The following is a 14035-nucleotide window of genomic DNA, read 5'->3' on the forward strand; positions in this document are numbered from 1 at the left end:
AGAAGGTGAGACCGCAGAGAACACTGAGACTGCAGAGACAGCTCAGACAGAAGCGGAGTAACTGTATGAAGATATTATTCATCTCTCTTGGCTGTGATAAAAACCTGGCAGACTCTGAGGAGATGCTGGGACTTCTCACAGCCAGAGGTCATGAGATCGTAGACGATGAGACACAGGCAGATGCCATTGTGATCAATACCTGCTGTTTTATCAAGGATGCCAAAGAAGAGAGTGTGGAAACCATTCTTGAGATGGCAGAATATAAGAAAACAGGAAGTTGCCATGCTCTGGTTGTTACCGGATGCATGGCACAGCGGTATCAGAAGGAGATCATCGAGGAGGTTCCGGAGGTAGATGCTGTCCTTGGAACTACATCTTACGGAGACATCGTAAAGGCGCTGGAAGAAGCAGTAGCCGGAAATCATTTCGAAGAGTTCCGTGATATTGATTATCTTCCGGATACAGGAAGCAAACGTGTCCTTACCACTGGCGGACATTTCGGTTATCTGAAGATCGCAGAAGGCTGTGACAAGCACTGTACCTACTGTATCATCCCGAAACTCCGTGGCAAGTTCCGAAGCGTTCCCATGGAGCGCCTCATTGCCCAGGCAGAGGATATGGCTGAACAGGGAGTGAAAGAGCTGATCCTGGTAGCACAGGAGACCACCGTTTACGGAAAGGACCTTTACGGCAAAAAATCTCTTCACATTCTTTTAAAGAAGCTCTGTGAGATCAGAGGTATCCGTTGGATCCGCATCCTTTACTGCTATCCGGAGGAGATTTACGATGAACTGATCGAAACCATTCGTGATGAGAAAAAGATCTGTCATTATCTGGATATTCCGATCCAGCACGCATCGGACCGCATTCTTAAGAGAATGGGCCGCCGCACTTCCAAACAGGAACTGATCGATATTATCGGAAAGCTCCGTAAGGAGATTCCGGATATCGTACTGCGTACAACTCTGATCACCGGATTTCCGGGGGAGACGGAGGAAGATCATGAAGAACTGAAGGAGTTCGTAGATGAGATGGAATTTGACCGTCTCGGTGTCTTCACTTACTCTCCGGAGGAGAATACCCCGGCAGCAGAGATGGCAGACCAGGTTCCGGAAGAAGTGAAGGAAGAACGCAGAGACGAGCTGATGGAGCTTCAGCAGGAAATCTCTTACGACAGAGGCCAGGACCGTATCGGACAGGAACTTCTTGTTATGATCGAAGGAAAAGTTGCAGATGAAAGTGCCTATATCGGACGTACCTATGGGGATGCACCGAAGGTTGACGGATACATTTTCGTTCAGACAGGCGAACTGCTTATGACAGGTGATTTTGCAAAGGTACGTGTGACAGGTGCGCTTGAGTATGATTTGATAGGAGTGCTGAGCGATGAATACACCGAATAAACTTACAGTTGCAAGAATGATACTTGTACCATTTCTTGTAGTTTTCTTACTGACAGGCTGGGGAGGAGAAGCAAACCGCTGGATCTGTCTTGCGATTTTTGTCGCAGCAAGTGTGACAGACTGGTTTGACGGTCATCTTGCCAGAAAATATAATCTGATAACCAATTTTGGAAAATTTATGGATCCGCTGGCTGACAAGCTTCTGGTATGCTCTGCCATGATCTGTATGATCGAGGTTGACAAGCTTCCGGCATGGGTTGTGATCATTATCATTGGACGCGAATTTATCATCAGCGGTTTCCGTCTGATCGCAGCTGAGAACGGAATTGTCATTGCCGCAAACTACTGGGGAAAATTCAAAACCGTTTCCCAGATGATCATGATCATACTTCTGATGCTGGACTTTGGAGGCGTTTTTGCAGTGCTGACACAGATATTTATCTGGCTGTCCGTTGCACTGACCATTATCTCCCTGCTGACTTATATCATGCAGAACAGAAAGGTCCTTTCCATGCAGGAGTAGGGATCAGAGTATACGAAAGGAGTTTCTTTCCATGATCACAGAACTGATATCTGTAGGAACCGAGATCCTTCTTGGAAATATCGTAAATACCAACAGTGCCTATCTTTCTGAAAAATGCGCCCTGCTTGGGTTAAGTGTTTACTATCAGGATGTAGTAGGGGATAATGAAGGCCGTATGCGTGACGTGATCCGTACCGCACTGGACCGTTCCGATGTTGTGATCCTGACCGGAGGCCTTGGACCAACAGAGGATGATATCACCAAGGAAGTAACTGCTGATCTGATGGGAATGCCGCTTAAGGAAGATTCCCACTCAAGGAAACTGATCGATAAATATCTGAAGGAATATGAGAAAAACAATCCTCAGAGACGTATCACGAAGAACAACTACAAACAGGCCATGGTCCCTGAGGGAGCCATTGTTCTTGATAATCATAACGGAACTGCTCCGGGACTGATCCTTGAAAAAAAAGGAAAAACCGCGATCCTTCTTCCGGGACCTCCCAATGAGCTGAAGCCCATGTTCGAGGAGTACGTTGTCCCATATCTGCAGAAAAACCAGCCGGAGATCATTGTGTCCCAGATGGTAAAGATCAGCGGGATCGGTGAGAGTCAGGTAGCAGAGGAAATCCAGGATCTGATCGAAAGCCAGACCAATCCTACCATTGCACCTTATGCAAAAACCGGTGAAGTGCATCTTCGTGTGACAGCAAGCGCAGAGAATGAAAAGGCCTGTAGAAAGCTGATCAAACCGGTTGTCAAGGAGCTAAAGAAGCGTTTTGGAGAGAATGTTTTCGCCACAGATGAGAGCAAGACACTGGAGGAAGCGGTGATCGATCTTCTGAAAGAGAAAGATCTGAAGCTTTCCCTGGCGGAATCGCTTACCGGCGGTATGATCGCCCAGCGCATTGTCAATGTATCCGGTGCGTCTGAGGTGTTTGGCTATGGCTTTGTGACCTACAGTAACAAGGCCAAGCATAAATGTCTGGGAGTGAAGAAGCGTACTCTGAAGGAGCAGGGGGCAGTTTCCGCCAAATGTGCCAGAGAAATGGCAAAGGGCGCCTGCAAAGCATCCGGAGCAGACATCAGTATTTCCGTGACGGGTCTGGCAGGACCGGGAGGCGGAACAAAGGAAACTCCGGTTGGTACTGTATTTATGGGCTGCTGCTATAAGGGCAAGGCTATTGCCAAAGAGTTCCACTTTACAGGAAACCGCATGCGGATCCGCGAGCAGACTACAGCGCATGCACTGGCGATGTTACGTGACTGTATCATTATGGGCAAATAGCGAATGCCTTTATCGGCCTGGTGTTACAGATCAACATAATATTTTTTTATAAACAGGACTGATTTTTGAACAGATGAAACTTTTGATTTCAAGTATCTGTATCAAAAATCAGTCCTGTTTTATTTTGGTTTCCTGACAATAAGCCCGGTATGGACGACGAAAGAATATAAATGTTTATAATGATACTATCATAAGTGCTAGTGTTTTTGTCAGGGATTTCCTCTAAAATGTGATTAAAGCAATATATGACGTAAATATACGTTTTACCGGAAAGGGGGAAATCAGAATGAAAAAGAAAAAAAATCTGTTATGTTTTATGCTGCTGATCAGCCTTGTTTTTACGATGGCATTTGGAAGTGTGACTGTCAGCGCCGCACCAAAACTGAACAGAACAAAAGTAACTCTTTTAAAAGGTGAGAAGACAACACTTAAGGTTACCGGAACCAGACAGAAGGTTGCCTGGAGATCTTCCAAAAAGAGCGTTGCAACCGTAAACAGCAAAGGCCAGGTGGTTGCAAAAAATAAAGGCTCCGCAACGATCTATGCAAAGGTAAGCAAAAAAACATACAAATGTGTTGTAAAGGTAGAGACACCAAAGCTCAGCAGGACATCGCTGACATTAACAGAAAAGAATTCCAGTGCCATTAAACTGACAGGAACAACTGTGAAGGTGAAATATTCTTCTTCTAATCCTAAGGTCGCACGTGTGGATTCCAAAGGAAAGATCACCGCAGTGAAAAAAGGAACGGCAGTGATCACAGCGAAGGCAAATACTAAGAAATTTAACTGTAAGGTTACAGTAAAAGCAGCGCAGAAACCGAAGCCGACACCTACACCGGTGCCGAAACCATCTTTAAGTGCCACCACCTTAAATATGAATAAAGGTGATGTGAGACAGCTTCAGGTAAAGAATTATAAAGAGATTCTTGTATGGACCAGTGATGATACATCTGTTGCAACTGTAGACAGTAAAGGCAAAGTAACGGCAGTGAATGTGGGAACAACAAAGATCCAGGTCCGGGATAAGAGTACCTGGCGAGGCAGCTGTACTGTCCACGTGACACAGACAGTAAAGAAACAGGTGGAGCCGGTTCTTACAAAAGGAACTAAATCTGCAAAAAAAGAGATCACCAATGATAAAGGACAGAAGGAAGTCATTGATGTAACGATAAATACCTATACTTACACCTTTACCACGATCCCGACCAATGCGGAGGAGCTGAAACAGTATGATATCACAACGGCAGACAGCCGCTATAAGACCATGGCTTTTCTGATCCTTGCATATCGTACCTGGACACCGACCAATCCGACGGACTGCGAGGAGATGATTTCTTATCTCAATAATAAAGAGATGACCCAGTATTACAAAAACTTTTTGAGGGATCGTATGAAAGCGGATAACGGATATAAATATCTTGGCAATTCTTACCTGAATGGAGCAACTCCGGCCAACAATTATACTCCGTCTAAACCGATTTCCATTACGTTAAGACAGGACACACTTCCGGGTAAAGGAAATTCCATCAGTGAAGATATCCCGTATTTTGAACCGACCCAGACCACTCCTGCGATCTACAGATCATTTACTGATTTTGCAGGCAGTGACAGTTCCAGATGGATCTGTACATATAAGCACTCCAAAACCGGAAAATGGTATATCTGGGATCAGTCCTGGCATGATCTTCTTACCAGGATCAAACAGCCGGCAGGAAACTATGAATATTGATCGAATGTGAATGTACCGCTATTCAATCCCATTCTAAAAAAGGAACCGACAGCGTAAAAACTGTCGGTTCCTTTTTGACATACATAATAGAATATCTCATTGGTGCAGTGCAAACTTTTCAATGGCGCATGCTACGCCGTCTTCGTCATTGGAAGCAGTAATATAATCGGCTGCTTCCTTCACCTGGGGCTGTGCATTAGCCATGGCTACGCCAAAACCAACTTCCCGGAGAAGATGGACATCGTTGTCGCCGTCTCCGCATGCCATGATGGATTCTCTTGGGATCCCCAGCATTTTGCCAAGAGCGACAAGAGCAGTTCCTTTGTTGACACCTGCGGCGTTGATCTCAATATTGTAGCTTAAAGAGCCTACCAGTTCCAGCTCTTTAAGTTCACTTAATTCCTTCCAGGCAGCGGCACGCTCGTCCATATTTGCAAAAAGTGCCTGGACTTTATCCATGTTTCTGTTTTCTTTTGCAATAACATCCCAGATATCCGGAACGGCGATACGGGTAGTGCGTACATAATTCCACATATTGGGATCGTGATGATATTTTCCCACATTGTCAAGTTTGGCAGCGTCCGCATATCCCTGGCCGTCAAAATAAATCTCACTTAATGTATCATATTTCTCAAAGATTCGGAGAGCTTTTTTGGCACTTTCCATGGGAAGAAGCTGTTCAATTAAGATTTTGTTGTGATCGGTATCCAGAACCCGGGCTCCATTGGAAGTTAAGGCATAGTGGATACCCGGAAAAGTACGAAGCTCTTCGGGAATGCCTGTAAAGGGGCGGCCGGTTGCCATAAGAACCAGGATACCTGCATTAATAGCCTCCGCAAGGACACGACGGGTATGGTCTGTAAGCTCTTTTTTGGTATTCAGAAGAGTGCCGTCCAGATCCAGGCCGATCATTTTTATCTGCTGCATGTTTATGAAATTCCTTTCCGTGATAGATAGAAAGACAGAAAAACCGTCCTGAAAGAAAAAGTTCTCCAGGACGGTAAAAATCTGTTTATCAGATGTTCAGAAGATCGCTATAAACTTTCAGTGCTCCGTCTGTGTCATGAGCAAGAACACGTTTTGCAAGAACTTTACCAAGCTGTACACCTTCCTGGTCAAAGCTGTTCAGGTTCCAGACAAAGCCCTGGAACATGATCTTGTTCTCAAAGTGTGCAAGAAGAGCACCCAGAGACTTCGGTGTAAGTTCCTCACCAACAATGATGCTGGAAGGACGTCCGCCCTTGAAGTTTTTGTTCAGGTTCTCATCTTTCTTACCACATGCAAAAGCAACGATCTGTGCTGCAACGTTTGCACAGAGTTTCTGCTGGCTTGTGCTGTTCTCGATATCAACATCAACGCCAAGCTGGCTCTTCTTGAAGCCGATGAACTGAAGCGGAACAATGTTGGTTCCCTGGTGCAGCAGCTGGTAGAAAGAGTGCTGTCCGTTGGTTCCTGGCTCGCCGAAGATCACCGGTCCGGTTACATAATCCACCGGCTCACCGAAACGGTTTACAGATTTACCGTTGGACTCCATGTCACACTGCTGAAGATGTGCAGGGAAGCGGCTTAATGCCTGGGAGTATGGTAAAACTGCTGTAGAAGGATATCCCTGTACGTTTCTCTCATAAACGCCGATCAGGGCATCCAGCATATCCGGGTTCTCAAGAATGTTCTTATTTGTTGCAAGCTTATCCTCCTCGGCAGCTCCGTCAAGGATGTCTGCGAATACTTCCGGTCCGAATGCAAGGGAAAGGATCGCTCCGCCTACGCCGGAAACAGAAGAGTAACGTCCGCCGATATAGTCGTCCATGAAAATAGCGGTAAGGTACTCATCACTCTTTGCAAGAGGAGAAGTCTCGCTGGTTACAGCAAGCATATGTCTGGACGGGTTCAGGCCCGCTTTTGTAAGGGCGTCTTTTACGAATGCCTCATTTGTCAGAGTTTCAAGTGTTGTACCGGATTTGGATACAACGATGAAAAGGGAGTGAGCAAGATCTACAGATGCAAGAACAGCAGCTGCATCATCCGGGTCAACGTTGCTGATGAATTTTGCTTCCATCTTGAAGGTGTTGTTTGCCTTTGCCCAGTTCTCAAGTGCGATATATAATGCACGCGGTCCCAGGTCACTTCCGCCGATACCGATCTGTACAACCGTAGTGAATTTCTCACCGGCTTCGTTTGTGATCTCTCCTGCATGTACTTTGTTTGCAAAATCTGCAGCTTTCTTCTGCTGAGCTACATAGAATTCTCGCTTGTCTACACCGTCAACAACAACAGGATCACCAAGCTGTGTACGTGCAAGATGATGAAGGACCATACGTTTTTCACCTGTGTTGATCACTGCGCCGTTGTATAATTCCTGGAATTTCTCAATCAGTTCTGCTTCATCAGCCAGTTTGGAAAGTGCGTCAAGAACGGTCTCGTCCACTTCCTTAGCTGCGTAATTGTAAGCCAGACCTGCTGCCATCGGTACGCTGTACTTCTTTACACGTTCTGCACCCTGCTCGCCGGACATTGCCTCTGCAATGTTCACGTGATCTTTCAGACCGTTAAGTGTGCTGTAAGAAGCAAGAGTGTCCAGATTTTTCCATGTTGCCATAATCATATTCCTCCTTTAATGACTGTGATCAGAGATATCACCATAAATCCTTCGGATATCTTTTTCACAATTGTCTACAGCCAATTATACTGAAAAAAGCTCCGGATTTCAACGGAAGGAATGATTTAATTAATGAAAATCTTGTTAAATAAGGTAAAAAATATCAGAGATAACAGGATCGTGCCGGAAATATGAAGAAGTTTCCGTCAGCAGCAGGACAGGAATAGGGAAATATGATATGATAGAAAACAGATCACCCGGAGAAAAAAGCCGGGAATATAATAAGTGATGAAGGGAATTGTTTTATGGAGGAAATGAAGAAAAAAGGAAATGTGATCGCACTGCTGCCTATCGGTGTTTTTCTGGTCCTGTATCTGGGACTGGGAATATTGTTCGAGTATGTGATGGAGATCCCCATGGGATTTTATAATGTACCGATCGTTGTGGCTTTTCTGGCTGCGATCCTGGTGGCATGTGTTCAGAACAGAATGATCAGCTTTGACAGAAAGCTGGAGCTTATGGCAAAAGGAGTAGGAGATAAAAATATCATCACCATGCTTCTGATCTTTCTGACAGCAGGCTCTTTTGTGGGCGTTGTGGGGCGCAGCAGTGCAGAAAGTGTGGCCTACTGCATGCTTTCTCTGATACCTGCACGTTTTTCCGTTGCGGTACTGTTTGTAGTTGCCTGCTTTGTATCTGTGGCGATGGGAACCTCCGTTGGGACTATCACGCTTCTTACCCCTATTGCGGTAGCGGTTTCCAAAGCCTCCGGTTTTGATATGGCATTTTGTGTGGCGTCGGTGATGGGAGGAGCCATGTTCGGTGACAACCTTTCTTTTATTTCTGATACCACGATCGCGGCCTGCAACGGTCAGGGCTGTCAGATGAAGGATAAATTCCGGGAAAATTTCTGGATCGCATTTCCGGCAGCTGTTGTTACACTGATCCTGATCCTTATCCTGTCTTTTCAGACAGAGATCCAGGGAAGAGTGGTACAGGATTATCATCTTATACAGATCTTTCCGTATGTTCTGGTTCTGATCGGCGGGATCATCGGCATCAATGTATTTGTGGTACTTCTGATCGGAATTGTCTCCGGAGCATTTATCATGCTTCTTGGAGGACATATCGCACCTGTGGAGCTCCTGACTAATATCGGCTCCGGCGTTTCCGGAATGTTCGAGACCTGCATGGTGGCTATCCTTGTAGCAGCCATGTGTGCGCTGATCCGTGAGCATGGAGGCTTTGAAGCACTGCTCTCCGGAATACAGAGAGTTTTTAAAGGGAAAAAGGGCGGACTTCTCGGTATGGGACTTCTGGTTGGAGCCATGGATATCGCAACAGCCAATAATACGGTAGCCATTGTTATGGCCAACCCCATTGCAAAGGAAATGGCGCTGGAATATAAGATCACTTCCAGAAAGACAGCTTCTATCCTGGATACATTTTCCTGTATTTTCCAGGGGGTGATCCCGTATGGAGCCCAGATGCTGGTTGCCATTTCTGCGGCAAAGGAACTGGGATTTGAGCTTTCTGCTTTTCAGATCATGCCGAAACTGTTTTATCCCATGCTTCTGCTTGTAAGTTCTCTGATCGCGATCTTTGGTGTAAAAGGCGGGGATGATAAATGAATCAGGAAGAGATGATCCGGGACGTTCGGAAAAGACTGTTCGAAATGCAGGATACAGGATATCGGGATTTTCATGCAAGGCTGATTCCGACTGTGGAGAAAGAAAAGATCATCGGTATCCGGACACCGATACTCCGGAAATTTGCAAAAGAGTTTGGAAAAACAGAAGAATCTGAATTGTTCCTGAAGGTTTTACCTCATCAGTATTATGAGGAAAATAATCTCCATGGACTGCTGATCGAACAGATCAGAGACTATGATAAATGTCTGGAAGAACTGGAGCGTTTTCTCCCGTTTATTGATAACTGGGCAACCTGTGATCTGCTGGCGCTCCATATGATGAAAAAACACAGGGATATATTTATCCGGGAAGTTTTTCGCTGGATAGAATCGGATCAGCCGTATACCATCCGGTTTGGGATCAGTATGCTGATGCGCCATTATCTGGATGAAGAATTTAAAACAGAATATCCTGAAAAAGTAGCAGCGATCCGGTCGGAAGAATATTATGTAAATATGATGCGTGCCTGGTATTTTGCCACAGCTCTGGCAAAACAGTATGAGAACGTTCTTCCTTTCCTGGAAAAGCGTCAGATGGATGTCTGGACTCATAACAAGACGATACAGAAGGCCATTGAAAGTTACCGGATTACATCGGAGCAGAAGGAATATTTAAGGACACTGCGGATAAAGAAATGAACGGTAAAGTAAGGGGCAAAATATGAAAGCAATATCGATCTATGCACTTACAAGAAATCAGAATATGGAATGTATCCAGAAACTGGAGCGTCAGCTTTCTGGCAGAGATTTTTTCCTCCGGATTAAAGAGTGGGAACTGGAAAGTATGAAAGCGCTGGTGAAACAGCTGGAACTACATATGGAAGAAGTATATAAACTCCGTTTTTTTTATTCGTTTCAGATTCCGAAGCTTGGAAAGGAGTTTGACCTTCTTCAGATCAAAGATGACCAGATTGTGAATATTGAACTGAAAAGCGGCAGCGTATCGGACGAGGCCATCCGGAGACAGCTGATCCAGAACCGGTATTATCTGTCCGTTTTCGGGAAACCGATCCTGTCGTATACTTATATCAGCAGTGAAGACCGTCTGGTGAGACTGACCAATCACGATCATATTGTGGAGGGGGACTGGGAACAGCTTTGCAATGCATTGGAGAAAGAAACTCCGGACTATGAGGGAGATATCGAGGATCTGTTTCAGGCAGAGCTGTATCTGATCTCTCCACTGACAGAACCGGAGCGCTTTCTCAAAAAAGAGTATTTCCTTACTTCCCAGCAGCGAGATATTGAACGGCAGATCCTGAAGAGGATCCGTGGAGAAAGGAAAGGATATTTCTGGTTCAGCGGACTTCCCGGAACAGGAAAAACATTGTTGCTTTATGATATTGCGATGAAGCTGTCCGTGCGCCAGAAAGTCTGTATCATTCACTGTGGAGAGGCGGGAAAAGAATGGAAGATCCTCCATGAACGTCTGCGGCGGATAGATTTTCTGGAAGATACTCAGCTGGAAGAGACGACAGATCTTGGCTGCTACAGCAGCATTCTGGTAGACGAAGCACATCTTCTGTCTCTGGAAAAATTATCGGTTCTGCTTACTTGGAGTGAGCACAGGCCAGTGATCTTTTCCAGTGACTCCGAAGATGTGATTTCACCGGAAGAGCTGGACCGTAGCATTGTGGAAAGACTGGAGAATCTGCCGGGGCTCCAGAAATTTCATCTGACAAACCGGATCCGTACCAATGCGGAGCTTTCCACTTTTATCCAGAACATGATGCACCTGCCGGAAAAAAGAAGTCCCAGATGGTATCCGAATATTGCAGTGGTGTATGCTGGTAATGGCCGAGAATCGGAAAATCTTATGAATGATTTTGTGAGACAGGGATATCAGCAGCGGATGCCAGAGGGTTCTGGACAGCTTGGTATCCAGGCAGTGAGAGATGTGGAGAAGATCGTTGTATTGCTGGATGAACAGTATTATTACGACGAAAAAGGATATTTAAGATCCAGGTGCTCTGCGGAAAAATATTCCAGTGTACGAAAACTTTTTCATCTTTTGAATCAGGCGAAAGAGAACCTGGCTCTGGTGGTGAGAGAGAATATGGCGGTATATGAAGTGATGATGGAGATTTTGCAGATGCACAGAAACAGATAAAAACAAAAGATTAAAGACAATGGAGAGGAAGACAGAGAGATGGAAGTTTTGGAGATTGTTTTGCCTGTACTGGCGATGATCATTCTTGGAATCCTGTGCAGAAAATGGAAACTTTTAGATCAGAGTGGTGTCAATAACATGAAAACACTGGTAACAAATATTATGCTTCCTGTGGCAATTTTTCATGCACTGGCAACAGCAGAGTACAGTGGAAAGATCGGAATTCTGGTTCTGATCATGTTTGTGATGCTCTTGATTTCATTTGGGGCAGGATTCTGGATGAAAAGATTTATGGACGAGCCATATAAGAAATATCTTCCGTTTCTGGTCTGTATCTATGAAGGTGGAATGATGGCTTACCCGTTGTATACAAGTCTTTGTGGCAGCGAAAATCTTTCACAGATTGCAGTGCTGGATATTGCGGGACTTCTTTTTGGATTCAGTGTGTATATGGGAATGCTGGGACAGACGGAAAACGGGGAAAAGATCAATGCAAAAAGCCTGTTTTACAGTGCATTGCGAACCCCTGCTTTTATAGGAACGGTTCTTGGAATTATTACGGGACTGACACGAATGATCACCCGGCTTCTGGACAGTCCTTTTGGCAATTGTTATCTCAGTGTGGAGAATATTCTGACAACGGCCATTACGCCGATTATTCTTATTATAGTTGGGTACAGTATGGAACTTGCGCCGGAACTTATCAGACCCTGCCTCAAAACCATATTGCTGAGAGTCCTTTTGCAGGCAGTGATGATTGCGGGAGTTCTCATGGCAGTAAAATATTTGGCAGGAGGTTCCAGGCTTCTGAACCTGGCGGTTATTACATATATGTCCTCGCCTGCTACATTCAGTATGCAGACTTTTCTGAGAAAGAAAGAGAGCAGTGCCTATGCATCCACAACAAATTCTCTGTATTGTGTGGTCTCAATCCTGGTTTATATCACACTGGCAGTGGCAGGATGATGGAACTGAAAGAAGGGATCAAATGACGACAACGACATTATGTTATATAGAAAACGATGATAAATTCCTGATGCTTCACAGAGTAAAAAAACAGGATGATATGAATGAGGGCAAATGGATCGGCGTTGGCGGGCATGTGGAAAGTCAGGAAACTCCGGAAGAATGCCTTGTTCGTGAGGTGAAAGAGGAAACAGGGCTGACACTTACCTCCTATAAGTTCCGTGGCCTGGTGACATTTATAAACAGTGAATGCGAATCAGAACTTATGTGTGTGTTCACGGCCGATGAATATACAGGAGAACTGATTGAATGTGATGAGGGAGAACTTTGCTGGGTTGACAAAGCCATGGTGCCGAATCTTCCGGCATGGGAGGGGGATCAGGTATTTCTTGATTTGCTACTTTCAGGAGAAAAACGCTTTTTTTCTGTAAAATTGCAGTATGAAGGTGACAGACTTGTGGAGAAGAAAATTCATTTGTATTAATAGTAGATTGTTTCATAGCTGGAGGGGAAATCATGTTTAATAAAATGATTGCACAGCAAACCGCAAAAAAAGAAAAACTTCTTGATAATTTTCTGAAAAAACATGAAGCGGAATATCTGTTTCCGGAAGATGTGGAACTCATTTGTGACATTGACTATATGGGAGATGGAAAGCCCTGTCATTTCATGGATATTTACCGTCCCCGAAATTATGAAGGAAAACTTCCAGTCATGTTTAACCTGCACGGAGGCGGTTTTCTCCTTGGGAAAAAAGAAGAGGGCCATTTGTTCTGTGCAGAAATGAGTCAGAGAGGTTTTTTGGTGTTCTCATTTGAATATCCGCTTGCACCGGAAGCGTTGTTTCCGCAGATTCTTAAGGATCTGATGACAGGAATGGGAAATGCAAAGAGATATTTTGAAACCTATGATGGTGACGGAGAACATATTTATATGACAGGAACCAGTGCGGGGGCGAGCCTGTGCGTATATCTGGCCGCTATGTTAAAAAGTCCTGAATTGGCAAAGGCTTTTCAGGTTGTTCCAAATGATCTGAAAATTCGGGCGCTGGGTCTGGCAAGTGGAATGTATTATACAACCAAACCGGACAGTATAGGGATTTTTCTTCCCTCCTATATTTACGGGAAACACTGGAAAAAGAGTTCGTTTTATCCATATATAAATCCGGAAAACAAAGAAATTATCCGAAACCTGCCACCGTCATTTCTGGTCACAGCTTATGGAGATACTCTTCGAAATTACAGCAGACAGTATGCAAAAGCGATAAAAAAAGCCGGTGTGATCTGTCATCTTGAGGATTATGAGGTGGACAAAAAACTTCCGCATGCTTTTAGTACAACTTTTCCTGAAATGGAGGAAAGTAAACGTGCAAATACGCAGATGGTGGAATTTCTTTTTAAATACTGATGAAATGCCAGGAAACCTTACTGGAGTCCGGATCCAGATTATTCTCCCTGCACAAGGATGCAATTGCTATATACAGTTAAGAACACAATTTTCTTGAAATCCTAACCATAGATGATTATAATAGGGAGAAGGTATGTCAATTTTGTGCTATTAGTGATATTTGGCATTGCATTGTATTTTAATATACAAAAGCCATTTTTCTTTACGATAAGTTCGCGAAAATCCGCAGGATATTAACTGTTTGCGGGTAATGATAACCATTGTTGGCAAGTTGAAAAAATGTCCATTTTTGACCAAACGGGGTTTTGGGCACCATTTTA

The 14035-nt window shown here is 44.6% G+C and carries 12 protein-coding genes; 10 read left to right on the forward strand and 2 right to left on the reverse strand.

What is annotated here, in order from left to right; genetic code table 11:
* Positions 1–65: 65 nt before the first annotated feature.
* From rimO to GPK88_RS00845, 4 genes are all read left to right on the forward strand, one after another.
* Entirely contained in the window at positions 66–1403 is a 1338-nt protein-coding gene (gene rimO / locus GPK88_RS00830) for a 30S ribosomal protein S12 methylthiotransferase RimO (protein WP_215707463.1), read from the forward strand.
* Positions 1387–1926, forward strand: coding sequence for a CDP-diacylglycerol--glycerol-3-phosphate 3-phosphatidyltransferase (gene pgsA / locus GPK88_RS00835; protein ID WP_015525184.1), 540 nt, complete (start codon positions 1387–1389; stop codon positions 1924–1926). Before rimO ends, pgsA begins: the two co-directional genes overlap by 17 nt.
* Positions 1927–1957: 31 nt before the next feature.
* A complete protein-coding gene (locus GPK88_RS00840; RefSeq protein WP_174087864.1) occupies positions 1958–3214 on the forward strand; it encodes a competence/damage-inducible protein A in 1257 nt (418 codons plus the stop codon).
* A 286-nt stretch (positions 3215–3500) separates the two neighbouring features.
* A complete protein-coding gene (locus tag GPK88_RS00845; RefSeq protein WP_148446978.1) occupies positions 3501–4943 on the forward strand; it encodes a DUF6935 domain-containing protein in 1443 nt (480 codons plus the stop codon).
* 96 nt (positions 4944–5039) lie between these two features.
* Here GPK88_RS00845 and GPK88_RS00850 read toward each other — a convergent pair whose 3' ends face one another.
* Entirely contained in the window at positions 5040–5870 is an 831-nt protein-coding gene (locus GPK88_RS00850; protein ID WP_148446977.1) for a Cof-type HAD-IIB family hydrolase, read from the reverse strand.
* Between the two features lie 88 nt (positions 5871–5958).
* The gene (locus GPK88_RS00855; protein WP_215707464.1) at positions 5959–7542 is read right to left on the reverse strand and encodes a glucose-6-phosphate isomerase; all 1584 of its coding nucleotides are present in this window, start codon (positions 7540–7542) and stop codon (positions 5959–5961) included.
* 314 nt (positions 7543–7856) lie between these two features.
* On the opposite strand from GPK88_RS00855, the gene GPK88_RS00860 reads away from it, so the two are divergent.
* Genes GPK88_RS00860 through GPK88_RS00885 form a run of 6 tightly spaced genes read left to right on the forward strand, consistent with a single transcriptional unit; the run spans position 7857 to position 13715 of the window.
* Positions 7857–9173, forward strand: a complete 1317-nt coding sequence (locus GPK88_RS00860; protein ID WP_252197650.1) for a Na+/H+ antiporter NhaC family protein — start codon at positions 7857–7859, stop codon at positions 9171–9173.
* Positions 9170–9871 carry a DNA alkylation repair protein gene (locus GPK88_RS00865; RefSeq protein ID WP_118070056.1) on the forward strand — a complete coding sequence of 234 codons (702 nt, stop codon included), beginning with the start codon at positions 9170–9172 and terminating at the stop codon, positions 9869–9871. Before GPK88_RS00860 ends, GPK88_RS00865 begins: the two co-directional genes overlap by 4 nt.
* 22 nt (positions 9872–9893) lie before the next feature.
* Positions 9894–11342: a P-loop NTPase family protein gene (locus GPK88_RS00870; protein WP_173771525.1), complete on the forward strand. Its 1449-nt coding sequence runs from the start codon at positions 9894–9896 to the stop codon at positions 11340–11342.
* 39 nt (positions 11343–11381) lie between these two features.
* Positions 11382–12308: an AEC family transporter gene (locus GPK88_RS00875; protein WP_215707466.1), complete on the forward strand. Its 927-nt coding sequence runs from the start codon at positions 11382–11384 to the stop codon at positions 12306–12308.
* 22 nt (positions 12309–12330) lie between these two features.
* On the forward strand, positions 12331–12792 hold the full coding sequence (locus GPK88_RS00880) for an NUDIX hydrolase (RefSeq protein WP_022427260.1): 462 nt from the start codon (positions 12331–12333) through the stop codon (positions 12790–12792).
* Between the two features lie 32 nt (positions 12793–12824).
* On the forward strand, positions 12825–13715 hold the full coding sequence (locus GPK88_RS00885; RefSeq protein ID WP_173771527.1) for an alpha/beta hydrolase: 891 nt from the start codon (positions 12825–12827) through the stop codon (positions 13713–13715).
* Positions 13716–14035 lie beyond the last annotated feature (320 nt).

Origin of the sequence: Blautia sp. MCC269, from assembly GCF_018785655.1 — a bacterium.
In the GTDB taxonomy this organism is placed as follows: Bacteria; Bacillota; Clostridia; order Lachnospirales; family Lachnospiraceae; genus Blautia_A.